The organism is Azoarcus sp. CIB (genome assembly GCF_001190925.1).
Classification (GTDB): domain Bacteria; phylum Pseudomonadota; class Gammaproteobacteria; order Burkholderiales; family Rhodocyclaceae; genus Aromatoleum.
Genome location: NZ_CP011072.1, coordinates 4,297,048 through 4,320,904, shown reverse-complemented (window position 1 = coordinate 4,320,904; position 23,857 = coordinate 4,297,048). Strand labels below are relative to the sequence as shown.

Here is a 23,857-nt window from a genome sequence, read left to right as displayed (position 1 = left end):
CGTCGCGGTCGTCGCACACCCTGTGCCGGCTGCGAGAAGGCTCGTGACGAGCGCCGTGAATAGGGCTGTCAGCAATCTGCCCATCGCGGGATCCTCCATCGACCGTTCCTCCGGCCAGCCGCTGGTGCGGATGGTGCCGGCGAAACGTAGATGTTGGAGGGGGCGACAGGGGCGAAGTTCGTGCCGTCGCGGGCTTTGTCGGGCGCTTCTCAGCGCGCCGCGGCGGCGTCGCGGGCCGCCCTCATTGCCTCGGCACGCTGCTTCGCCATGTCCATCAGCGGCGGATAGGGACCGTAGCGGTGCTGCTCGGCCGAGGCGCCATCGACGTAGGGCGGGAAGGCGGCATCCACCGGCTTGTTCCAGCGCGCAGGGAAGTCCTTGTCGAGGCCGGCCTTGATCGGACGCGGCTTCGACAGCACGTAGCCGGCAACGTCGAAGGCTTCGTCGTCGCTCAGGACCGGCGCCGCGTGGGTGGTGCCCTGCGGCATGTTGTGCTTGATGAAGGCCGCCGCGGTCAGCATGCGGTTCATGCCGGCGCCGTTGTTGAAGGTGTCCTTGCCCCACAGCGGCGGGAATACATAGCCCTCGGCGTCGCCGGGCTTGCCGCGGCGCTGGCCTTGGCCGTCCACGCCGTGGCAGGCGGCGCAGTTCCTGGCATACACGGCCTCGCCGGCGGCGAGGTCGGCGCGACGGTTGGGCACCTTGATCTGCTTCGCTCCGGCGCCCTCGACCTTCGCGCCAACCGGCACGCCGCGGGACATGTAATGGATGTAGGCCGCGAAAGCCTTCATCTCGCGCGAATCGAGCGGCAGCGCCTGGCCGTTCATGCTGCGCTCCATGCACCCGTTCACGCGTTCCTCGACCGAGCTGATCGCGTCCTCGCGCGCGCGGTATTGGGGGAAAGTCGCGGCGACGCCGACCCAGGGCATCGCGTAGGGCTTGGTGGCGTCGTTCTGGTGGCAGGACGTGCAGGCGAGGTTGTTGCCGGCGAAGCGCATGCTGCGCTCCTGCACTTCCGGTCCGATGACGGCGAATGTGCGGGTCGTGAGTTCGTGGCCGTAGCGCACGAGTTCCCCGTAGGCGTCCTTCGGCAGGGTGTCGAGGGTGGGGGCGGGACGGTCGATCAGGCTGAGCGTGGGAGTTTGCTGGGCGAGCGCGGGTGTCGCCACCAGCAGGAGTCCGAGGCTGGCCGCCGCGAAACGTGCATGCATGAAATTCTCTCTCGTTAAGTGTCAATAAATTATCAAATTCTTATATATAGACTCTATAGATTCCGTTTCAGGCGTGCAACGGTTCGAGCCTTAAGACTGCCCGCTTTGGGCTCGGGGTTTACCTTGATGGATCAAGAGATTGCGCGATGGCGGTGTCGTCGCCGATCGCGGCCGGCGACCACGCTGCCCCGCACAAAAAAATACGGGCCGCACTGGGCGGCCCGTCTTCGTTGCCTGCTGCGTCGCGCGATAGCGTCAGATCTTCTTGTACACCTCGGCGCCGGCCTTGACGAACTCGACCGACTTCACTTCCATCCCCTTCTGCAGCGCTTCCTCTTCCTTCAGGCCTTCCTTCGCGGCGAAGTCGCGCACGTCCTGCGTGATCTTCATCGAGCAGAAGTGCGGGCCGCACATCGAGCAGAAGTGGGCGACCTTGGCGGACTCCTTCGGCAGTGTCTCGTCGTGGAAGCTCTTCGCCTTGTCCGGGTCGAGGCCGAGGTTGAACTGGTCTTCCCAGCGGAACTCGAAGCGTGCCTTGCTCAATGCGTTGTCGCGGATCTGCGCGCCGGGGTGGCCCTTCGCGAGGTCGGCGGCGTGCGCGGCGAGCTTGTAGGTGATGATGCCTTCCTTGACGTCGTTCTTGTCCGGCAGGCCCAGGTGTTCCTTCGGCGTCACGTAGCACAGCATCGCGGTGCCGTACCAGCCGATCTGCGCGGCGCCGATGCCGCTGGTGATGTGGTCGTAGCCCGGCGCGATGTCGGTGGTCAGCGGCCCGAGCGTGTAGAAGGGCGCTTCCTTGCAGTGCTCGAGCTGGAGATCCATGTTCTCCTTGATGAGGTGCATCGGCACGTGGCCCGGACCTTCGATGATGGTCTGCACGTCGTGCTTCCACGCGATGTCGGTGAGCTCGCCAAGGGTCTTCAATTCACCGAGCTGCGCGTCGTCGTTGGCGTCGTAGATCGAACCCGGACGCAGGCCGTCGCCGAGCGAGAAGGCCACGTCATAGGCCTTCATGATTTCGCAGATGTCCTCGAAGTGCGTGTAGAGGAAGCTTTCCTTGTGGTGCGCGAGACACCACTTCGCCATGATCGAGCCGCCGCGCGAGACGATGCCGGTCATGCGGTTCGCCGTCATCGGCACGTAGCGCAGCAGCACGCCGGCGTGGATCGTGAAGTAGTCGACGCCTTGCTCGGCCTGTTCGATCAGCGTGTCGCGGAAGATCTCCCAGGTGAGGTCCTCGGCCTTGCCGTTCACCTTTTCCAGCGCCTGGTAGATCGGCACCGTGCCGATCGGCACCGGCGAGTTGCGGATGATCCACTCGCGCGTCTCGTGGATGTTCTTGCCGGTCGAGAGATCCATCACGGTGTCGCCGCCCCAGCGGATCGACCAGGTCATCTTGTCGACCTCTTCCGAGATCGACGAACCGAGCGCCGAGTTGCCGATGTTGGCGTTGATCTTCACGAGGAAGTTGCGGCCGATGATCATCGGCTCGCTTTCCGGGTGGTTGATGTTGTTCGGGATGATCGCGCGGCCGCGCGCGACTTCGGAACGCACGAACTCGGGCGTGATCTCCTCGGGGATCGACGCGCCGAAATGCTGGCCCGGATGCTGGCGGGTCAGGAGCTTCGCCATCTTCTCGCCGGTCGGGCCTGTGCCGCGCAGCGTCTCGACGTAGGCGCGGCGGTTCATGTTCTCGCGGATCGCGACGTATTCCATCTCGGGCGTGATGATGCCCTTACGCGCGTAGTGCATCTGCGACACGTTCATGCCGGGCTTGGCGCGGCGCGGATGGCGGTGCAGGCCGGGGAAGCGCAGCTCGTCGAGCGACTGGTCCGCGGCGCGCTGGCGGCCGAATTCGGAGGAGAGGTCCGCGAGCACTTCGGTGTCGCCGCGATCCTCGATCCACTTGTTGCGCAGCGCGGGCAGGCCCGAGCGGATGTCGATCTTCGCCGTTGGGTCGGTATAGGGGCCGGACGTGTCATAGACGAAGATCGGCGGGTTCTTCTCGCCGCCGAAGGCGGTCGGCGTGTCGGCCTGCGAGATCTCGCGCATCGGCACGCGGATGTCGGGGCGCGAGCCTTCGACGTAGATCTTGCGGGAATTGGGCAGCGGGGCGATCGCGGCCTCGTCGACGTGGGCCTTCGCTGCGATGAATTTTTCGTTGGCGTTCATGCGCTCTCCTCGGTGGGGCAGGGCCGGGCGGACGACCGGAAGGAGGAGGCGCATGACGCACCTACGCTTCCCTTCGCCGGAATTACCCGGATCAGGTTCAAAGGGTTTTTCTCACCCGGCTCCCTAAGCAAAAGGAAGACCAGGACCCCTAGGTAAGTTGCGACACGTTACGCCAAAGCTTGGTGCGTGTAAATAAGTAAAAATCGGAACAAATGGTTCGATAAATCGGATTTTAGAGGAAGGCGGCGTCCGGACGTGATTACGGGCCTACCGGGCCGCCGTTTCCCGTCGCGCGCAGCGGCGCGTCAGGTCGTCGGCCACCAGCGGTGGAAGTGATGCACGGGACCATGTCCGCTTCCGACGGCGAGGGCGCCGGATGCCGCAATCGCTCGCAGCAGGTAGTCGCGTGCATTGCGTACTGCCGCCTCGACCGGTCGGAAGCCGCCCGCGTGCTGCGGCAGCAGGGCCGCGATCGCTGACGACAGCGTGCAGCCGGTGCCGTGGGTGTTCTTCGTCTCGATGCGCGGCGATGGCAGCTCGATCATGCGGTCGCCGTCGAAGAGCAGGTCCACGACCTCGCTGCCCGGCAGGTGACCGCCCTTGAGCAGCACCCAGCGCTCGGACGACAGCGGCAGCATCTCGCGCAGGCGTTCGGCGGCGCGGTACATCTCCTTCACCGTTTCCGGCGGGCGCTGCTCGAGCAGTACGCCGGCTTCCGGGAGGTTGGGCGTGATCATGAAGCTGCGTGGGAGCAGCGCCTCGATCAGCATCGCGACCGCATTGCGCGCGAGCAGGTGGTCGCCGCTCTTCGCGACCATGACCGGATCGCAAACGACGAAGGGCGCGTCGAAGTGCGCGAGCCGGTCCGCGACCGTCGCGACGATCTCGGCGCTGCCCAGCATGCCCAGCTTCACCGCGTGGATCTTCACGTCCGCGAACAGCGTGTCGATCTGCAGGCGCAGGAAGTCGGTCGGCGGCGTATGCACGCCGGTCACGGCCTGCGTGTTCTGTGCGGTGAGCGCGGCGACGACGCCGCAGCCATAAGCGCCGAGCGCGGAAAAGGTCTTGATGTCGGCGAACACGCCGGCCCCGCCGCTGGGGTCGACGCCGGCGATGCTGACGACGTTGGGAATCTGGCGCTGCACGGTCTTACCTCGAAACAGGAGAGCAGGCGGGCGACGCTACCGAAACGTTTCCGTGCTGGCAAGCCGTCAGGGTAATCGCGATTTTCCGTAGGTCGGATAAGCCGTAGGCCGGGTTTGCAAAAGCGCCGCCGCATGTCCATCGGTGACTTCTCCATGCGGCGGAAGGCGCTTTCGCTTTTCCGCCCTACGCCCCCTGCTGAGACAGCTGTATCGCCCGTCTCACCCGCGTATCGAGACGGCTGTCTCGCGGTCCGTCTCTCGTCGTTTCGCAAGTCATTGAAGAAAAAGAAAACCCGACGTGGCACGGGATTCGCGAAGGGAATCCCGCGGGCTGCGTCTGCCGTCCCGCGCACAGCAAGACATAACGAGGAGACATCCAATGCACACCAGACATTCCGGCCGCGCGGGGAGCGACGCGCTGACACGGCCGATCCGGAAGGCCGCGCCCATCGTAGCCCTGGCGGCTCTCGCTGCCGTGGCGCCGGCACAGGCGCAGGTCACGCTCGACGTGATCGGGCCGCACGAGTATGACCTGCCGGTCGATTTCAAGCCCTTCAACGTATTCGTGCAATACGCGACCTTCCAGGACGGCGATCGCCAGTGGGATGGCGACGGTGACCGGCGTCGCGCGGCGAAGACGCGCACGATCGTCGGCCTGTCCAAGTACGTGCGCTTCTGGACGCCCGAATCGAACCCGAAGATCGGGCTCGCATACGAGGTCATCGTGCCCGAAGTCGGTGTGCGGAACTCGGATGCGCGCAGCTCCGCGAGCGGCATCGGCGACCCGATCACCGGCTTCGCCGCCTGGTACAAGCCCAGTCCGGCTTCCACTCTGGGGATCCAGAGCTTCATGCAGCTGCCGGTCGGCGACAGCGACATCGGCGGCGGCGACGTGTGGAAGAACCTGACGAGCCTGTTCTGGGACGTGCAGATGGGCAGGCTGACCTATACCGCCGACGCCGGCTTCGTGTTCTTCGGCGAATCGACGGCGGCCGACGCGACCCCGGGCACGCTCTTCCATACCAACCATCGCCTCGGCTACCAGATCGACGACGCGATCGAACCCTTCCTCGCGCTCGACTACGAACGCCAGCAAGGCTGGAGGAACCGCGCCGCGGGCGTGAAGCTCCCCGACAGCCACGAGACGACGGCCGGACTCGGCGTGATGTTCAAGTACTACGGCAACCAGTCGATCACCGTGCGCTACTCGCGCGGCATCGACGGCGAGAGCCACGGCGCGACCGACAGCTTCAATCTCAAGTACGTCTACGCCTGGTAAGGCGCGCACGCTTCCGGAGGAGAACAGCATGAAGACGAGACAAACGATTGCCGCGCTCGCCTGTGCGGGCGCATTGTCCGGTGCCGCCTGGGCGGCGAGCGGGCCCGGCTACGACGACCCCGACAACTGGCCGCAGTATCACCGCAGCTACAACGCATGGCGCTTCAGCCCGCTCGCGGCGATCAACCGCGACAACGTGTCGCGCCTGAAAGTCGCGTGGATCCACCAGCCGGGCAACATCACGCACGGCATCCAGGCGACGCCGATCGTGATCGACGGGGTGCTGTACTACGTTTCGGCGAACAACAACGTGTGGGCAGTGGATGCGGCGAGCGGGCGTTCGCTGTGGCGCTACGAGGCGAAACTCGACCCGCTGTCGAAGCAGACTTTCTATGCTGCAGCCAGCCGCGGCGTGACGGTGGGGCGCGGCAAGGTGTATCTGGGCACGCTCGACGGGCGCTTCGTCGCGCTTGACCAGAAGACCGGCAAGGAGCTGTGGTCGACCCAGCTCACGGATCTCAAGACGCAGTACGGCGCGCTCTTCTCGGCGCCGCCGCAGCTCGCGGGCGACGTGCTCTTCGGCGGCACGACCGGCGGCGACCAACCGATCAGCGGCAAGATCTATGCGGTGAACGCCGACACGGGCAAACCGGCGTGGACCTTCGAGATCCTGCGCGACCACCCCGAGAGCTGGCCGGGCGACAGCCGCAAGCGCGGCGGCGGCAGCGCGTGGATGCCGGGCACCTACGACCCGCGCACCGACACGCTCTACATCGGCACCTCGAACGCCGCGCCGGACTACTTCAACGCCGACCGCAAGGGCGACAACAAGTACACGGCGAGCCTGCTCGCGCTCGACCCGAAGACCGGCAAGCTGAAATGGGCGCGCCAGGAGATCCCGCACGACTCGTGGGACTTCGACTCGGCCTACGAGGCGCTGATGGTGAAGGGCGCGGACGGCAAGGATGTGATCGTGCATCTGAACAAGAGCGGCTTCGTGTTCGTGATGGACAAGGACGACGGCAAGCTCGAGAACGTGTGGCAGTTCGCGCAGCACGTGAATTGGGTCAAGGGCATCGACCCGAAGACCGGACGGCTGATCGACCCCATCTATCCGGAAGAGGGCAAGAAGAAGTTGTTCTGCCCGAACCTGCTTGGCGCGCGCAGCTGGAACCACGGCGCCTACAACCCCGGCACCGGCCTGTGGTATTCGCACGCGATGGAAGTGTGCAACGAGGTCGTCGCCGGGCGCGACGATCCGGCCAACCTCACGGCGATCTCCTCGCTGTCGTTGGGCATCGACGAGATCAGGCTCGTGCCGCCGCCGGCCGACAAGCCGCACGGCCGGCTCGACGCGCGCGATCCGCTGACCGGCAAGGTCAAGTGGAGCATCCGCTACGACATGCCGCCGCTCTCCAGCGTGCTGACGACGGCCGGCGGGCTGGTGTTCACCGGCGACATGGAAGGGCGCATCTACGCCTACGACGCCGACGACGGCAAGGAGCTGTGGCGCTTCAGCGCCGGCTCCGGGCTGCGCGGCGGGCCGGTGAGCTACGCCGCGGGCGGACGCCAGTACGTCGTCGTGCCGACCGGCCTCGGCTCGCACGCGCCGGGCTTCCTCGCCGGCGCCTATCCGCAGATCAAGGACCTGCCCGGCGGCGCGGCGCTGATCGCCTTCACGGTCGACTGACGCCTTCCTCCTTCCTCCTTGGCAGGCCCCGCGCCTGCTCTTGCTCGCGGGGCGGCAGTCCACCGCCGCCCCCGATTTTTTCGGTGGAACTGCCATGAATCGACTGAAGCTCTTTCGGATGCCGTCTTTCCGGCGCGCCTTGCGCACGGCGCCTCTCCTCTTCAAGCTCGTGCTGGGCGCGGCCCTCTCCTTCGACGCCGCCGCCGTTGGCCCCGCCGCTCCCGTTGTTGCGCACGAGCCCGCATCCCAGGTTGCTGCGCCTTTCGACCTCGCCGACCCGGCGCGCATCGAGGCCGGCCGCAAGCGCTTCAACAAGACCTGCGCGGGCTATTGCCACGGCTACGAGGGAACGGGCGGACGCGCGCCGGACTTCAAGGGGCGCAAGGATTTGCCGGTCCCCGTGATGTTCGAGACGATCACCACGGGGCGCGTCGGCGCGGATGTTATGCCTCCGTGGGGCGCGGCGTTCAGCGCGGAGCAGATCTGGGAGCTGGTGGCGTATCTGCAGTATTTGGGCGAACAGTAGGGCGAAAAAGCGCGGCGCCTTCCGCCGGATGGTGGGCGGGTTGGCGCCGCGCTTTTTCGCCCTATGGGGCCTGCACTCCAAGCAGCGTTGCCAGCAGGTCTGGGGCGAAACTGTCCCTAGCGCGGCTGCAGGATTTCGTGCACGACCTCCACAGGCCGGCACAGCCGCGTGCCGAGCGGCGTGACGACGATCGGGCGGTTCATCAGTATCGGGTGCGCGAGCATCGCGTCGATCAGCTCGTCGTCGGTCTTCGCTTGGTCGGCGAGGCCGAGTTCGGAGAAGAGCGCTTCCTTGCTGCGCATGATCTCGCGCACCGACAGGCCGCTGGCGGCGATCAGGGCAACGAGTTCTTCGCGTGTCGGCGGGGTCTTCAGGTATTCGATGACCTGGGGCTCGATGCCGCTTTCACGGATCAATGCGAGGGTGTTGCGGGAGGTGCCGCATTTGGGGTTGTGGTAGATCGTGATTTCGCTCATGGCGCGCTCGTGTCGGGGAGGGCGACCGCATTTTCGCGGAGCGCAGTCGGCTCGTCACGCGTCGAATTCCCGCCGGTTCGGGCTGACGATCTGCAGCCGGGTCATCTTGCGGTAGAAGGTCGCGCGCGACATGCCGAGTTCGCGCGCGGTGACCGTGACTTGCCAGTGATGTCGGCGCAGGGCGGCGAGCATGCGGGCGCGCAGTTCGGCTTCGGTATCCGACAGCGGGCGGCGCGGGACGTCGGTGTGGGACGGCAGGTGCAGCGGCGGAATGTCGTCGCAGGTGTCGGCACGAGCGGCAGGCCGGGCGCGGAAGAGCTCGGGCGGCAGGTGTTCGAGCCGGATCGTGTCGCCGTCGGCGATCGCGCACGCGTAGCGCATCGCGTGGCGTAGCTGGCGGATGTTGCCGGGCCAGTCGTGGCGGGCGAGGGCGTCGAGCGTGGCGGCGGCGAGATGGAGATCCGAGCGATCCATCGTCGCCGCTTCCTCGCGCGTGACCTTGTCGATCACGCTGCGGATGTCGTCGCGTTCGCGCAGGGGCGGGAGCAGGAATACCGCGCCGTTGAGGCGGTAGTATAGGTCCTCGCGGAAGCGGCCCTGCTGCACGAGCTCGGGCAGATCCTGGTGGGTCGCGCAGACGACGTGCAGGCGCACCGGGATCGGGGTCTCGGCGCCGAGCGGCAGCACCTCGCCTTCGGCGAGCACGCGCAGCAGGCGGCTCTGCAGTTGCAGCGGCATGTCGCCGATCTCGTCGAGGAACAGCGTGCCGCCGTCGGATTGCAGGATCTTGCCGCGCACGCCCTTGCTGCGCGCGCCGGTGAAGGCGCCGTCGCGGTAGCCGAAGAGCTCGCTCTCGATCAGCGTCTCGGGGATCGCCGCGCAGTTGAGCGCGACGAAGGGTTTGTTGCGGCGCTCGCTGTAGTCGTGGATCGCGCGCGCGAAGGCTTCCTTGCCGGTGCCGGTCTCACCCAGCAGCATCACCGGGATGTCGCGATTGGCGACTTTCAGCGCGCGTTCGACGTTGCCGCGCAGGCGGGCGTCGTCGAGCGCGAGATGCGAGAAGCCGGGGATCTGGCGACAGGCGCTGTCGTCGGCGGCCGCGTCATCGACTGCCGTCGGCAGCGCGACGGCGCTGCGGTTGCGCGGCGCCGGGGCACGCAGGATCGCGAACAGGCGTTCGCCGTTGGCCGTGAGGCGGAGCGGGAAGGCCTGCCCGGGTTGCCCGTGGGCGGCGGCGAGGATCTCGTTCGTCGTGCATTCGAAGAGATCGTGGATGAAGGCGGGCGGTGGGCCGCCGTCGCCGTCGAGCAGTTCGAGCCGTGCGCGCCGGTTGCCGCCGACGATGCGGCCGCTGTCGTCGAAGGCGACGAGGTAGTCGGTCTGCACGCTGAGGTATTCGGCGAGCCGCCCCAGCTGCAGCACCCAGTAGGGGCGCAGCGTGTACCACGCGAAGGCGTTCTCGATCTGCTGCGCGCGGTCCAGCACGAGGCGATAGACGAGGAGCTGGCTTTCGCGCTGGGCCGGGGCGTGCAGCGCCGAGGCGTCGAGCACGGCGATCGGGCGGTCGTCGGGGCCGAAGATCGGCACCGAGCTGCAGCTGAAGGCGATGTTGTGCGAGCGGAAGTGCTCGTCACGATGCACGAGCATCGGCTGGCCGTCGATCAGTGCCGTGCCGACGCCGCAGGTGCCTTCGACCGCCTCTGACCAGCAGGTGCCGACGCGGAAGCCTTCGGCCTTGAACTCGCGGTCCAGTTCCGCGACGGTGCGAAAGTCCACGGTGACGCCGTCGGCGTCGGTGAGCAGCACGCAGTAGTTCACGGGCCGCAGTTGCGCGTGCAGGCGGTCCATGCCTTCGCGTGCGATGCGCATGAAGGCGTCGATGCGGTCGCGGTGTTCGCGCAGCTCCTGCGCGGTGACGACGCGCGGCGTGGTCGCGAGCGCGGGATCGACCTGGTGCGTGCTGAGCGATCGCCGCCACGAGCGCGCGAGGCGCTCGAAGGTGCTGTCGCGCCCGAGCGGCAGGCCGCGTTCGACGACGTCGATCACGCGTCCCACGTGCTGGACGATCTCCTGAGGTCTCCTCATTGCCTTCCTCTCGTCTCCGACGTCGCGCGCCGGATGCATTGGATAGTGCTTTTTTGCTGTGCTTTCAGCCTATTCCCGCAAAGAGGCGAAATCAATGCGGACAGGTGTCTCACGCGGCTGAGACACCCGTCCCGGCAATCTCGGACCGGGTGTCTCAACGGGGCCGGCCTGAGGACCCCGGAAACGCCCGACGCGGACCTCGCCTCGCCGCTCACGGGTGCTCGTTCGTCCGAAATTTATTGCGTATTTTCAGTGGCTTGCGCGCTTTGCGGGGCGAGCGGCGGAGCGTATCCAGACTCGGCTGGCACGCGCCGTGCGGAAGGCTGCCCAGGTCCGCGGATGCCTTGCAGGCGGCGCGGCACTGGAAACGACTCAACCAAGCGAGGAGCAACGATGAGCGAGACACTGAACCGCGAGAGCCTGCTCAAGGCTTACCGCACGATGCGCACGATCCGCGAGTTCGAGGAACGCGTGCATAACGACTTTGCGACCGGCGAGATCCCCGGCTTCGTGCATCTGTATGCCGGTGAGGAGGCCTCGGCGACCGGCGTGTGCATGCATCTGACCGGCGCAGACTACATCGCCAGCACCCATCGCGGCCACGGCCACTGCATCGCGAAAGGCGTGGACCCGGTCGGGATGATGGCCGAGATCTGGGGCAAGGCCACCGGCACCTGCAAGGGCAAGGGCGGCTCGATGCACATCGCGGACCTGTCGGTCGGCATGCTCGGCGCGAACGGCATCGTGGGAGGCGGCGGTCCGCTGATCTGCGGCACTGCGCTCGCCGCGAAGATCCGCGGGACGAAGGACGTGGGCGTGTGCTTCTTCGGCGACGGCGCGTCGAACCAGGGGACGATCTTCGAGGCGTTGAACCTCGCCGCCGTGTGGAAGCTGCCGGCGATCTTCGTCGCCGAGAACAACGGCTACGCCGAGGCGACCTCGTCGAAGTACTCGGTGCCCTGCGAGAACATCGCCGACCGCGCGCCCGCCTTCGGCATGCCCGGCGTGATCGTCGACGGCTTCGACTTCTTCGCGGTGCATAAGGCGGCGGGCGAGGCGATCAAGCGTGCGCGCGAAGGCGGCGGTCCGACGCTGCTGGAAGTGAAGCTGTCGCGCTACTACGGCCACTTCGAGGGCGACCAGCAGACCTACCGTGCGCCGGGCGAGGTTCAGAACCTGCGCGAGACGAAGGACTGCCTGCTGCAGTTCCGCCGCCGCGTGACTGCCGACGGCGAGATCACCGCTGACCAGCTCGACGCGATCGACCGCGAGGTGAAGACGCTGATCGACGACTCGGTGGTGCGCGCCAAGGCCGATCCGAAGCCGTCGCCGGCCGACCTGCTGACCGACGTGTACGTGTCGTACTGAGCCTCGAAGAACCTGAAGGAGACATTCAAATGGCAAGAAAGATCACCTACCAGCAGGCCATCAACGAGGCGCTGGACCAGGAAATGGCGCGTGATCCGCGCGTCATCATCATGGGCGAGGACAACGCGGGCGGCGCCGGTGCGCCCGGCGACGAGGATGCGTGGGGCGGCGTGCTGGGCGTCACGAAGGGGCTGTACCACAAGTATCCGGGCCGCGTGCTCGACACTCCGATCTCGGAGTCCGGCTACGTCGGCGCGGCGGTCGGCGCGGCATGCAACGGTCTGCGCCCGGTCGCCGAGCTGATGTTCGTCGACTTCCTCGGCGTGTGCTTCGACCAGATCTACAACCAGGCGGCGAAATTCCGCTACATGTTCGGCGGCAAGGCCGAGACGCCGGTCGTGATCCGCGCGATGTACGGTGCGGGCTTCCGCGCCGCCGCGCAGCACTCGCAGTGCCTGTACAACATGTTCACGCACATCCCGGGGCTGAAGGTCGTCGTGCCGTCGAACCCGTACGACGCTAAAGGCCTGCTGATCCAGTCCATTCGCGACAAGGACCCGGTGATCTTTCTCGAGCACAAGGTGCTGTACACGATGGAAGGCGAGGTGCCGGAGGAGAGCTACGCGCTGCCTTTCGGCGAGGCCAACGTCGCGCGCGAAGGCGACGACGTGACCATCGTCGCGTTCGGCCGCATGGTGAATCAGGCGCTCACCGCGGCAGCGGCGCTGCAGAAGCAGGGCATCCACTGCGAAGTGATCGACCCGCGCACGACCTCCCCGCTCGACGAGGACACGATCCTCGAAAGCGTCGAGAAGACCGGGCGGCTAGTCATCGTCGACGAATCCACGCCGCGTTGCAGCATGGCCTCCGACATTGCCGGCATCGTTGCGCAGAAGGCCTTCGGCGCGCTCAAGGCGCCGATCGAGCAGGTCACCGCCCCGCACGTACCCGTGCCTTTCAGCGACGCGCTGGAAGATCTTTACGTTCCGAGTCCGGCCCGCATCGAAGCGGCCGTCACCCGAGTCAAGGAGTACCGCTGATGTCCGCGATTCACAAGCTCACCATGCCGAAATGGGGCCTCTCGATGCAGGAGGGCAAGGTCAACGGCTGGTTGAAGGAGGTTGGCGACGCGATCGCCGTGGGCGACGAGATCGTCGAGGTCGAGAGCGAGAAGATCGCCGGCGCGGTCGAGGCCTCGGTCGCGGGCGTGCTGCGCCGGCAGCTCGCATCGGGCGAGGATGTGCTGCCGGTCGGCGGCCTGCTCGGGATCGTCGCGGACGCCGAAGTGCCGGACGCCGAGATCGACGCGGCCATTGCCGACTTCCTCGCGAACTTCACGCCGGACAGCGGCGACGAGGAAGACGCGGGCCCGAAGCCGGAGAAGGTCGAGGTCGGTGGCCGCAGGATCCGTTACCTGAAACGCGGAGGGGGGGCAAATGAGAGCGGCGAGCCGATGATCCTGATCCACGGTTTCGGTGGCGACCTCAACAACTGGCTGTTCAACCATGAGGCGCTCGCGGCAGATCGCGCGGTGTATGCGCTCGACCTGCCGGGCCACGGTGAATCGGCGAAGGACGTCGGCGACGGCTCGCTCGCGACCCTGGCATCGGCGGTGGTCGGCTTCATGGACGCGGTCGGGCTCGATGCCGCGCACCTCGTCGGCCATTCGATGGGCGGTGCGGTGTCGATGGCCGTCGCGCAGGCCGCCCCGGCGCGTGTGAAATCGCTGACGCTGATCGCCAGCGCTGCACTCGGCGACGAGATCAATGGGGCCTACATCGACGGCTTCGTCGGCGCGAACGACCGCCGGGCGCTCAAACCCGCACTGAGCCAGCTCTTCTCCGACGCCGGCCTCGTCACGCGCCAGCTCATCGACGACATGCTCAAGTACAAGCGCCTCGAAGGCGTCGATGCGGCGCTGCGCACGATCAGCGGCACGCTCTTCGAGCATGGCCGCCAGGCGACCCGCCTCGCGTCGGTCGCGTCCGGACTAGGCAAGCCGGTGCTGGTGATCTGGGGCGAGAATGACCAGATCATCCCGGTGAGCCATGCGCGCGCCGTCGGCAAGGATGCGCTCGTCGAAGTGCTGGCGGGGCAGGGGCACATGGTGCAGATGGAAGCGGCGAACGAAGTCAATCGCCTCATCACGCGCTTCCTCGGCTAAGGCGCAGCGGCCGGGCGGTATTGCACCGCTCGGCCGCCACAGGAGAAATCCTCATGCAAACCACACTTCCCGGCACCGGCATGCGCGGCGCCGCCAAGCTCGCGCGCATCTCGGTCCGCATCGACCCGGCCCTCGCGTCCGCGCCCCGTCCTGCTTGGCTGCGTGCACGCGACCCCGGCACGCCCGAAGTGCTGCGCCTCCAATCCGTGCTGCGCGAGCACAAACTCAACACGGTCTGCGAAGAGGCTGCCTGCCCGAACATCGGCGAATGCTTCGGCAGTGGCACCGCGACCTTCATGATCCTCGGCAGCCTCTGCACGCGCCGCTGCCCCTACTGCGACGTCGCCCACGGCAGGCCGCTGCCGCCCGACCCGGACGAGCCGCGCGAACTCGCGGCGGTCGTCGCGGCGATGCGTCTGCGCTACGTCGTGGTCACCTCGGTCGACCGCGATGATCTCCGCGACGGCGGCGCCGCGCATTTCGCGGACTGCATCCATCAGGTCCGCACCGCCGTCGCCGGCATCCGCATCGAAGTGCTGACGCCGGACTTCCGCGGCCGCGAAGCCCTCGCGCTCGACCAGCTCGCCGCCGCTCCGCCGGACGTCTTCAACCACAACATCGAGACCGTGCCGCGCCTCTACCGCGCCGCGCGTCCGGGCGGCGACTACGCGGGCTCGCTCGCGCTGATCGAAGCGGTGAAGCGCCGCCTGCCGCAAGTGCCGACCAAGTCCGGCCTGATGCTGGGCCTGGGTGAGACCGACGACGAAGTGCTCGCGACTTTGCGTGACCTGCGCGCGCATGGTTGCGACATCGTCACGCTGGGCCAGTACCTGCGCCCGTCGAGCGCGCACCTGCCGGTCGATCGCTACGTGTCGCCGGCGGAGTTCGAACGCCTGCGCGATGAGGCGCTCGCACTGGGCTTCGTCGAAGTCGCCGCGGGGCCGCTGGTGCGTTCGTCCTACCGCGCCGACGAAGTCGCGCGCGCCGCGACGACCGGCGGAGCGGGGATGATGGCCCCGTGAGCGCCGGGCTCCGTAGGGCGGATGAGCCGCGTAGCGGCGTTATCCGCCGTATGCGCAATGCTAGGTGGCAGCATACGGCGGAAGGCGCTTCGCTTTTCCGCCCTTGTTCTGCGGCGGACGAATGGAGGGCAGTCCAGTGAGCGCGATTATCGTCAACGGTCGCGCGATGCCGATCCCCGGCGGGGGCTGCGTCGCCGACCTCGTCGAAGCGCTCGGCCATGCGGGCAAGCGCATCGCCGTCGAGCTCAACGGCGACATCGTGCCGCGCGGGTGCTATGCGGACGTCGCGCTCAACGCCGGCGACCGCATCGAAATCGTCATTGCAGTCGGAGGAGGCTAAAACATGGAAGAAAAGGCGGTGCAGGTTCGGCCCGCGGGCGACGACCCGCTCGTGATCGGCAATCGCAGCTACCGCTCGCGCCTGCTGGTTGGCACCGGCAAGTACCGCGACTTCGCGCACACGCGGGCCGCGATCGACGCGAGCGGCGCCGAGATCGTCACCGTCGCGATCCGCCGCACCAACCTCGGCCAGCACCCCGGCGAGCCCAGCCTGCTCGACGTGCTGCCGCCCGACCGCTTCACGATCCTGCCCAACACCGCCGGCTGCTACACCGCCGACGACGCCGTCCGAACGCTGCGCCTCGCGCGCGAAGTCCTCGACGGCCACGACCTCGTCAAGCTCGAAGTGCTCGGCGACCGCGACACGCTGTACCCCAACATGCCCGAGACCTTGCACGCCGCCGAACGCCTCGTGAAGGACGGCTTCCGCGTGATGGTGTATTGCGCCGACGACCCCGTGCAGGCGCGCATCCTCGAAGAGCTCGGCTGCGTCGCGATCATGCCGCTCGCGTCCCTGATCGGTTCAGGCATGGGCATCCTCAATCCGTGGAACCTGGGACTCATCATCGACCGCGCGAAAGTGCCGGTGATCGTGGACGCCGGCGTGGGCACCGCGTCCGACGCCGCGATCGCGATGGAGCTCGGCTGCGACGGCGTGCTGATGAACACCGCGATCGCCGCCGCGGGCGACCCGGTCAGGATGGCCGATGCGATGGGCAAGGCCGTGGCGGCCGGGCGCGAGGCCTTCCTCGCCGACCGCATGCCGCGGAAGTTCTACGGCGCGTCGCCGAGTTCGCCGACCAGCGGGCTCATCGGGCGGGCCGACGGGGGCCGCTGACCCGGAGGACGCCGCCCCGGCTGCGCCGGCCTCAATCCATGCCGAAGCCCAGCAACGCCGCGACACCCAGCACCGCGAAAATGGACGCCGCCACGCCATGGATCAGGCGCACCGGGAGTCGTTGCGCGATACCGTTGCCGACGAGCACGGCCGGGACGTTCGCGATCATCATGCCCAGCGTCGTGCCCATGACGACCGCCACGAAAGCGCCGTACTGCGCGGCCAGCGCGACGGTCGCGATCTGTGTCTTGTCGCCCATCTCGGCGAGGAAGAAGGCGACGACCGTCGTTGCGAACACCCCGAACTTCGGCACCGTGATCTCGTCCTCGTCGAGCTTGTCGGGGATCATCATCCACACCGCCATCGCGATGAAGGACAGGCCCAGCACCCAGCGCAGCACGTCCGGCCCGAGCACGGTCGTGACCCAGGTGCCGACCGCGCCGGCGAAGGCATGGTTCGCGATTGTCGCGACGAAGATGCCGGCGATGATCGGCCACGGCTTGCGGAAGCGCGCGGCGAGCATGAAGGCGAGCAGCTGGGTCTTGTCGCCGATCTCGGCGAGCGCGACGATGCCAGTGGAAACGGAAAATGCTTCGAGAGGCAGGTTCATCAGGTTCTCCGGGCCGGCGCATGACCGATGACCGCACGCCTCCCCGGCCCGAACAAACGGAGAGCATGCGGTCAAAAGTCTCGCCAGGTCCGAGGACTGAACACGCCATGCCCGGATGGGCAAGTTTGTTGACGTGGTCCCTCCGAGGGGCTCGGAGGCGGCTACTCCCTAATGACGGCGCGGATTGTAACCGCACGCCGGTGATGAAGGGAAGGGCTGCGCGCAGATGAGGCTAAAGATTCGCCGATTGCTGCCGAAGACTTCCACATGGAGGATCCGGCCGTGGCCGGGTCCGGTCAGCATCGTCTCGTCTGTTGTCTTCCCGCCCGCCATGACTGTTCGCTTTCCCGTCCGTTGCGCACTGCTCGCAGCCCTGCTGCTGCCGGGCTTCGTCTCGGCCGAGCAGACCTGGGACATGGTCGTGCGCGACCGCGAGCGCACGGTCGAGCTCGACCGTTCCAGCGTGATCCAGTCCGACGGCGGGCAGAAGGTCGCGTGGGCGCGCATCGTGCTCTCGCCCGAGCGTGCCGCGATCGAGGGTTATGCGTCGGTGAAGGCGATGAACCGCTACGATTGCTACAACCGCAGCTTCTTCACGCTAAAGCGCGTCTACATGGACGAGCGCCACGTCATTCTGCGCGAGGAGGGCGGCCTCGACGAGAGTCCGGTGCTGGCGGCGCGCAACAGTGTGGACGAGCGCCTGTGGCAGGAAGTGTGCAAACCCCCCTCGGTCTCCGATCTGAAGAAAATCGCGCGCGACGTGACGGCGATCGCTGAGTCTGCGAATGCCGACGCGGGCATCACCCCGCTGGTCCCGTTGAGCCGTTCGGCCGCCGTGCCGACCGATACCCCGGCGCGCGAGACCGAACGCATCGCGCGCCACGCGCGGAGCAGGGCGCCGGCACCCGAGGCGCAATCCGCGCCCGCGGAATCCTCTCCGTCCGGGAAGAGGGCATCGTCGCCGCGGGGCAGTGCGACACCTGCCCGCGAGACGGTCGCCTCGCTCGCGCCCACGCCGTCCCGGGCGCCGTCCGTCCGCGACTTCGCGTTGCGGCGTCCTGAATGGAGCTACGAAGGCGACACAGGTCCCGACAAATGGGCCTCGCTGCGCCCGGAATGGGCCGTCTGCGCCCAAGGCAAGCGCCAGTCGCCGATAGACCTGCGCAACGGCATCGCGGTCGATCTCGAAGCGCCGCGCTTCGACTACCGCGAAACCGGCTTCCGCATCGCCGATACCGGCCGCACGCTGCGCGTGCACGTGGGGGCAGGCATGGGCGTGGTGCTGCGCAGCCAGCGTTACGAGCTCGAATTCTTCGAATTCCACCGTCCCTCGGTCGAGCGCGTCGGCGGCCAGGCGTCCGACATGGCCGTGCATTTCCATCACCGCGACGCCGCCGGTAACATTGCGATCGTCGCCGTGCTGCTCGAAAGCGGCGATCGTTCGCACCCGCTGATCCAGACCCTGTGGAACAACCTGCCGCTCGAGCGCGGCACGGACTACACGCCGACGGTCACGATAGACCCGGCGGGCCTGCTGCCCGCGTCCTCGTCGCACTACCTCTTCATGGGCTCGCTCGAATCCCCTCCCTGCACCGAAGGGGTGCTGTGGGCGGTGATGAAGGAGCCGCTCCTCCTCTCGTCCGACCAGCTCGCGATCTTTGCCCGCCTCTATGCCCGCAACGGCCGCCCGATCCAGCCGCACCACGGGCGGCTGATCCTGGAGTCGCGCTGAGGGCGCTGCCGCCTCTCCCGTCCGCTGCACGGCCCTCCCGCGCCTGCGACCTGCGCCCGCTCCCTCTACATTTCTTGCGTTTCGGATTCTCGGCGTCTAAATTACTGACCAGTCAGTAACTAAATAGCCGATCGTCCCGCCGCGCGCTGCGTGTTTCGCCGGCCGATCCCGCCTCGACCGATGGAAGGAACATGGCCGAAACTCGCCCCGCACCGCGCCAACGCCGCAAGGAGGCGCGCCCCCAGGAACTGACCGCGGCCGCTCTGTCGCTCTTCGTCGAGAAGGGCTTCGCCGCGACGCGGCTCGATGACATCGCCGAGCGCGCCGGCGTTTCCAAGGGCACGCTGTACCTCTATTTCGACAGCAAGGACGCGTTGTTCAAGGCCGTCATCCAGGAAGGCATCGTCCCGGCGCTGCACGCCGGCGAAGCGCTTCTGGACGAGTACGACGATCCGCTGGCGCTGTTGCGCGCGATCCTGCTGGGCTGGTGGGAGCGCATCGGCAGTACCGAACTGGGCGGCATCCCGAAGCTGATGATGTCCGAAGCGCGCAACTTCCCTGACGTTGCCGTCTATTACCAGCAGGAAGTCATACAGCGCGGCTCAGCGCTCCTGCGCCAGGCGGTCGCGCGCGGCATCGAGCGCGGCGTGTTTCGCGAAGTCGATCCTGACGCGATCTGCAGCGTCCTGATCGCTCCGCTCGTCTATCGGGCGATGTGGCGCCACTCCTTCGGCCCCTGCTGCGGCCAGGAAACCGACTTGGCGCAGTACCTGCACACCTATTTCGATCTGATCCTGAACGGCTTGCTGGTCCGGGCGCCCGGTGGAGATGCGCGATGAAGACAATACTGACAAGCGTCGTTCTGGCGGGCCTGCTGGCCGGCTGTTCCGGTCCCGCGCCGGTCGAAAAGCCTCCGCGTGCGGTGCTGGTGCGCACCATCGGCAACGACGCCGCGGAGCCGCAACTGCGCGTCTACACCGGCGAGGTGCGCGCGCGCCATGAGGCAGATATCGGATTCCGCATCGCCGGAAAAATCGTCGAGCGCAACGTGGACGTCGGCGCGCGCGTGCGGCCGGGGGCGGTGCTCGCGCGCCTCGATCCGCAGGACGTGAAGCTCGCCGAACAGGCGGCCGCGGCTCAGGTTTCGGCGGTGGAGGCCGACGTTGCGCTGGCGCGGGCCGAATTCGAGCGGGTGCAGAATCTGCACGCACGCAATTTCGTCAGCGCCTCGGCGCTGGACGGCCGGCGTACCGCCCTGCAGGCGGCCGACGCGCGGCTGCGCCAAGCCCGCGCGCAACTCGCCACGGCCGGCAACCAGGCCGGCTACGCAGCACTCACCGTCGCCGACGCGGGCGTGGTCACGGCCGCGCCCGCCGAAGTCGGGCAGGTCGTCGCGGCCGGCCAGCCGGTGCTGCGCGTGGCGCGTCCCGACCAACGCGAGGTGCTGATCCACGTGCCGGAAAGCCGCATTGCCGAGCTGAAGACGGGGTCGCCCGCTGCCGTGCGCGCGTGGGCAAATCCGGCGCGTACCTATGTCGCGGCGGTGCGCGAGATCGCCCCCGCGGCCGACGCCGCGACCCGCTCCTACGCCGTGCGCGTGAGCGTCGCGGACGCCGATGATGGGTTGCCGCTCGGCGCCACGGCGAGCGTCGCCTTTACGGAATCCCGCGATGCGGTGCAGACGGTCCTGCCGCTGACCGCGGTGACCCGCGTTGATGGCCGCGCGACCGTCTGGGTCGTCGACGAGGCCTCGCACCTCGCGCCCCTCGCGGTGGACACGGCGGCATTCCGCGAGGACGGTGTCGTGGTCGTCGGCGGCCTGTCGGCCGGCTCGCGCGTCGTGGTGACGGGCGTGCATCGCCTCGTCGCAGGCGAAACCGTGCGTGCGGTCGATGAAGCCGCCCCGGTCGCGCTGGATGCCCGCAAATGACAACCCCGCGCGAGTTCGACGAAGGCCGCTTCAATATCTCCGCCTGGGGTCTGCGGCACCAGACGCTGGTGCTCTACTTCATGGCCGTGCTCGCCGTGATCGGCCTGTACTCCTATTCCCGGCTCGGCCAGTCGGAGGACCCGCCCTTCACCTTCAAGGTGATGGTGATCCGCACCGAATGGCCCGGTACGACCGCCGAGGAGGTCGCGCGCCAGGTCACCGACAAGATCGAGAAGAAGCTGCAGGAGATCGCCCAGGTCGACGTACTGCGCAGCTTCTCGCGTCCCGGCGAGTCGATGGTGTTTTTTGTCGCCAAGGACTCGACGCCGGCGCGCGAGATGCCTGAAGTCTGGTACCAGGTGCGGAAAAAGGTCGGCGACATCCGCCACACCCTGCCGCAGGGCATCGTCGGGCCGACCTTCAATGACGAGTTTGGCGACACCTACGGCAACATCTTCGCGCTGGTCGGAGAAGGCCTGGACTACGCCGCGCTCAAGCGCTATGCCGATGCGATCCGCAGCGAACTCCTGCACGTGCCGGACGTCGCCAAGGTCAGCCTTTTCGGCGAACAGCCCGAGCGCGTGTATATCGAACTCTCGAACACCAAGCTCGCGACCTTCGGCCTCTCGGTGCGCGACATCGCCGGCGCGCTCGCGGCCCAGAACGCCACCACCGGTGCCGGATTCTTCGATGCCAGTGACGAACGCGTGTGGCTGCGCCCGAGCGGCGCGTTCGAGGACCTCGATGCCATCCGTGACACCGTCATCCGCGCGCAGGGCCGCAGCTTCCGCCTCGGCGACGTGGCCGAGGTGCGTCGCGGCTTCGCCGACCCGCCGCGCGAACGCCTGCGCTTCAAGGGCGAGGACGCGCTCGGCATCGGCGTGTCGATGCGCGCAGGCGGCGACATCATCGCGCTCGGCCGCCACCTCGATGCGGCCATCGCGCGCATCGACGCGCAACTCCCCGTGGGCGTGCGCCTCGAGCGCGTCGCCGACCAGCCGCGCGCGGTGGCCCGTTCCGTCGGTGAATTCGTCCAGGTGCTCGTCGAAGCCGTTGTCATTGTCATGGCGGTGAGCCTGCTCTCGCTCGGTCTGCGCACCGGCGTCGTCGTGCTCGTGATCATTCCGGTCGTGCTCGCGATCACCTTCCTGTTCATGAGCATCCTCGACATCGGCCTGCACAAGATCTCGCTCGGCGCGCTGATCCTCGCGCTAGGCCTGCTCGTCGACGACGCGATCATCGCCGTGGAGATGATGGCAACGAAGATGGAGCAGGGCTGGGAGCGTGCGAAGGCCGCGAGCGCCGCCTACGTCACGACGGCGATGCCGATGCTCTCCGGGACGCTCGTGACCGCGGCGGGTTTCCTGCCGATCGCGACTGCCGTGTCGTCGACCGGCGAATACACGCGCTCGATCTTCCAGGTCACGGTTATCGCGCTGCTCGTGTCCTGGGTCGCGGCGGTGCTCTTCGTTCCCTGGCTCGGCTACCACCTCCTGCCGGACTTCCACGCCCAGCGCGGCAAGCCGCCCGTGCTTGCACGTCTCCTCGGCCGCCTTTCCCCGCGGCTCGGCGCACGGGTTGCCGAGCGCGATGCCCACGCGCACGAGCTGCACGACGAATATGCGATCTACCACACCTCCTTCTACACGCGCTTGCGCGCGCTGGTAGACATGTGTGTCACGCACCGCTGGCTCGTCATCGCGCTGACCCTGATCGCCTTTGCGGGCTCGCTCGTCGCCTTCGGGCGCTTCGTGCCACAGCAGTTCTTCCCCGAATCGACCCGCCCGGAACTGCTCGTCGATCTGCGCCTTCCCGAGGGAGCGTCCCATCAGGCCACGGAACGCGCCGTCCGGCGCCTGGAAACCTTCCTCGATGCACAAACCGGCATCGACAACTACGTCGCCTGGGTCGGCGGCGGCAGTCCGCGTTTCTACCTGCCGCTCGACCAGCAGCTCCCGCAGACGAGCTTCGCCCAGTTCGTGATCCTCACGGACGGCCCGGCGGCGCGTGAGGCCCTACGCACCAAGCTGATCGAGCTTTTCGATGAGGCCCCGGCGGAACTCATAGGCGTCGTAAATCGGCTCGAGAACGGCCCTCCGGTCGGCTTCCCGATCCAGTACCGCGTCAGCGGCCAGGATCCCGACGAATTGCGCCGCGTCGCCCACGAGGTCGCCGCGAAGCTGCGCACGCACTCCCAGCTCTCCAACGTGCATCTCGACTGGGAGGAACCGTCCAAGCGCGTGCGCCTCAAGGTCGACCAGGATAAGGCGCGGCTTCTCGGCCTCACGACACAGGACATCGCCACCCTGCTCAACACCTCCGTGCAGGGCTTCGCCGTCACCCAGTTCCGTGAAGGCACCGAGACCATCGACGTGATGCTGCGCGGCGCCGAATCCGAGCGCGTGCATCTGGGCCTGCTGCCGGATCTCGCGATCCCGGTCGGCGGCGGCCGCAGCGTCTCGCTCGCCCAGGTCGCGACGGCCGAATACGGCTTCGAGCAGGGCGTCGTCTGGCGCCGCAACCGCATCCCCACCGTCACGGTCCGCGCCAACCTGTATGGCAGCGTGCAACCGGCCGTGGTCGTCGCCGATCTTGCCCCGCAGATCGCATCGATCGAAGCAGCGCTGCCCCTGGGCTACCGCGTCGAGGTGGGCGGCTCCGTCGAAGAGAGCGCCAAGGGCGGGAAGTCCGTCGCCGCGGGCATGCCGCTGTTCCTCATTGCCGTGCTCACCGTGCTCATGCTGCAGCTGCAGAGCTTCTCGCTGGTCGCGATGGTCATGCTCACGGCTCCGCTCGGGATGATCGGCGTGACGGTCTTCCTGCTCGCCTTCGGCAAACCCTTCGGCTTCGTCGCGATGCTCGGCACGATCGCGCTCTCCGGCATGATCATGCGCAACTCGGTGATCCTCGTCGACCAGATCCGCCAGGACCGCGAGCACGGTCGCAGCGCGTGGGATGCCATCGTCGAATCGACCGTGCGCCGCTTCCGCCCCATCATGCTCACGGCCGCCGCGGCGATCCTCGCGATGATCCCGCTCTCGCGCAGCGCCTTCTTCGGCCCGATGGCCGTCGCCATCATGGGTGGCCTCACCGTCGCCACCGTCCTCACCCTGATCTTCCTGCCCGCACTGTATGCCGCCTGGTACCGGGTGCGCCGCGAACCCCGGAAAACCGGGGAAAACGGGCCGCCTGCAGTGCAGCAAGTACGCTAAAATGCAAAAGTTTACTTATCGCGCACTAAATTAGCGTGTGCTAATATTTGCACAGGAA

General features: G+C 67.5%; 19 protein-coding genes and 2 riboswitches. Of the genes, 13 read left to right on the top strand and 6 right to left on the bottom strand.

Annotated elements, in window-relative coordinates:
- Positions 1 to 209: 209 nt before the first annotated feature.
- From AzCIB_RS19320 to thiD, 3 genes are all read right to left on the bottom strand, one after another.
- Entirely contained in the window at positions 210 to 1,211 is a 1,002-nt protein-coding gene (locus AzCIB_RS19320) for a c-type cytochrome (RefSeq protein ID WP_050417390.1), read from the bottom strand.
- A gap of 255 nt (positions 1,212 to 1,466) precedes the next feature.
- Entirely contained in the window at positions 1,467 to 3,383 is a 1,917-nt protein-coding gene (gene thiC / locus AzCIB_RS19315) for a phosphomethylpyrimidine synthase ThiC (protein WP_050417389.1), read from the bottom strand.
- A 50-nt stretch (positions 3,384 to 3,433) separates the two neighbouring features.
- A riboswitch (TPP riboswitch) is annotated at positions 3,434 to 3,543 on the bottom strand.
- 145 nt (positions 3,544 to 3,688) lie between these two features.
- Positions 3,689 to 4,528, bottom strand: coding sequence for a bifunctional hydroxymethylpyrimidine kinase/phosphomethylpyrimidine kinase (gene thiD / locus AzCIB_RS19310; protein WP_050417388.1), 840 nt, complete (start codon positions 4,526 to 4,528; stop codon positions 3,689 to 3,691).
- 379 nt (positions 4,529 to 4,907) lie between these two features.
- Between thiD and AzCIB_RS19305 the strand changes: the two genes are divergently transcribed.
- From AzCIB_RS19305 to AzCIB_RS19295, 3 genes are all read left to right on the top strand, one after another.
- A complete protein-coding gene (locus AzCIB_RS19305) occupies positions 4,908 to 5,807 on the top strand; it encodes a transporter (protein WP_083447077.1) in 900 nt (299 codons plus the stop codon).
- Between the two features lie 28 nt (positions 5,808 to 5,835).
- Positions 5,836 to 7,497, top strand: a complete 1,662-nt coding sequence (locus tag AzCIB_RS19300; protein ID WP_050417387.1) for a pyrroloquinoline quinone-dependent dehydrogenase — start codon at positions 5,836 to 5,838, stop codon at positions 7,495 to 7,497.
- A gap of 94 nt (positions 7,498 to 7,591) precedes the next feature.
- A complete protein-coding gene (locus AzCIB_RS19295) occupies positions 7,592 to 8,023 on the top strand; it encodes a c-type cytochrome (protein ID WP_232299272.1) in 432 nt (143 codons plus the stop codon).
- Between the two features lie 116 nt (positions 8,024 to 8,139).
- Here the strand turns inward: AzCIB_RS19295 and arsC are convergent, their stop codons facing one another.
- Positions 8,140 to 8,499, bottom strand: a complete 360-nt coding sequence (arsC, locus tag AzCIB_RS19290; protein ID WP_050417386.1) for an arsenate reductase (glutaredoxin) — start codon at positions 8,497 to 8,499, stop codon at positions 8,140 to 8,142.
- Positions 8,500 to 8,553: 54 nt separating this feature from the next.
- The gene (locus AzCIB_RS19285) at positions 8,554 to 10,584 is read right to left on the bottom strand and encodes a sigma-54-dependent Fis family transcriptional regulator (protein ID WP_050417385.1); all 2,031 of its coding nucleotides are present in this window, start codon (positions 10,582 to 10,584) and stop codon (positions 8,554 to 8,556) included.
- Between the two features lie 393 nt (positions 10,585 to 10,977).
- Between AzCIB_RS19285 and AzCIB_RS19280 the strand changes: the two genes are divergently transcribed.
- The 6 genes from AzCIB_RS19280 (at position 10,978) to AzCIB_RS19255 (ending at position 16,315) form a co-directional block, all read left to right on the top strand.
- Complete coding sequence (locus AzCIB_RS19280; protein WP_050417384.1) at positions 10,978 to 11,952, top strand: thiamine pyrophosphate-dependent dehydrogenase E1 component subunit alpha; 975 nt, start codon at positions 10,978 to 10,980, stop codon at positions 11,950 to 11,952.
- A 29-nt stretch (positions 11,953 to 11,981) separates the two neighbouring features.
- Positions 11,982 to 12,992, top strand: a complete 1,011-nt coding sequence (locus AzCIB_RS19275; protein ID WP_050417383.1) for an alpha-ketoacid dehydrogenase subunit beta — start codon at positions 11,982 to 11,984, stop codon at positions 12,990 to 12,992.
- Positions 12,992 to 14,116 (top strand): acetoin dehydrogenase dihydrolipoyllysine-residue acetyltransferase subunit, encoded by a 1,125-nt coding sequence (locus tag AzCIB_RS19270; RefSeq protein ID WP_050417382.1) that lies wholly within the window; start codon positions 12,992 to 12,994, stop codon positions 14,114 to 14,116. The genes AzCIB_RS19275 and AzCIB_RS19270 overlap by 1 nt, the downstream gene beginning before the upstream one ends.
- Positions 14,117 to 14,169: 53 nt before the next feature.
- Positions 14,170 to 15,138 (top strand): lipoyl synthase, encoded by a 969-nt coding sequence (lipA, locus tag AzCIB_RS19265; RefSeq protein ID WP_050417381.1) that lies wholly within the window; start codon positions 14,170 to 14,172, stop codon positions 15,136 to 15,138.
- A 136-nt stretch (positions 15,139 to 15,274) separates the two neighbouring features.
- Positions 15,275 to 15,478, top strand: a complete 204-nt coding sequence (thiS, locus tag AzCIB_RS19260; protein WP_198149567.1) for a sulfur carrier protein ThiS — start codon at positions 15,275 to 15,277, stop codon at positions 15,476 to 15,478.
- A 3-nt stretch (positions 15,479 to 15,481) separates the two neighbouring features.
- Positions 15,482 to 16,315 (top strand): thiazole synthase, encoded by an 834-nt coding sequence (locus tag AzCIB_RS19255; RefSeq protein ID WP_050417379.1) that lies wholly within the window; start codon positions 15,482 to 15,484, stop codon positions 16,313 to 16,315.
- A gap of 31 nt (positions 16,316 to 16,346) precedes the next feature.
- Here the strand turns inward: AzCIB_RS19255 and AzCIB_RS19250 are convergent, their stop codons facing one another.
- Positions 16,347 to 16,925: a TMEM165/GDT1 family protein gene (locus AzCIB_RS19250; protein WP_050417378.1), complete on the bottom strand. Its 579-nt coding sequence runs from the start codon at positions 16,923 to 16,925 to the stop codon at positions 16,347 to 16,349.
- A gap of 1 nt (position 16,926) precedes the next feature.
- Positions 16,927 to 17,107, bottom strand: a riboswitch (yybP-ykoY riboswitch).
- Between the two features lie 149 nt (positions 17,108 to 17,256).
- Between AzCIB_RS19250 and AzCIB_RS19245 the strand changes: the two genes are divergently transcribed.
- The 4 genes from AzCIB_RS19245 (at position 17,257) to AzCIB_RS19230 (ending at position 23,799) form a co-directional block, all read left to right on the top strand.
- Positions 17,257 to 18,657, top strand: coding sequence for a carbonic anhydrase (locus AzCIB_RS19245; RefSeq protein WP_050417377.1), 1,401 nt, complete (start codon positions 17,257 to 17,259; stop codon positions 18,655 to 18,657).
- A gap of 191 nt (positions 18,658 to 18,848) precedes the next feature.
- Entirely contained in the window at positions 18,849 to 19,496 is a 648-nt protein-coding gene (locus AzCIB_RS19240) for a TetR/AcrR family transcriptional regulator (RefSeq protein WP_050417376.1), read from the top strand.
- Entirely contained in the window at positions 19,493 to 20,587 is a 1,095-nt protein-coding gene (locus AzCIB_RS19235; RefSeq protein ID WP_050417375.1) for an efflux RND transporter periplasmic adaptor subunit, read from the top strand. The genes AzCIB_RS19240 and AzCIB_RS19235 overlap by 4 nt, the downstream gene beginning before the upstream one ends.
- Complete coding sequence (locus AzCIB_RS19230) at positions 20,584 to 23,799, top strand: efflux RND transporter permease subunit (protein ID WP_050417374.1); 3,216 nt, start codon at positions 20,584 to 20,586, stop codon at positions 23,797 to 23,799. Before AzCIB_RS19235 ends, AzCIB_RS19230 begins: the two co-directional genes overlap by 4 nt.
- Positions 23,800 to 23,857 lie beyond the last annotated feature (58 nt).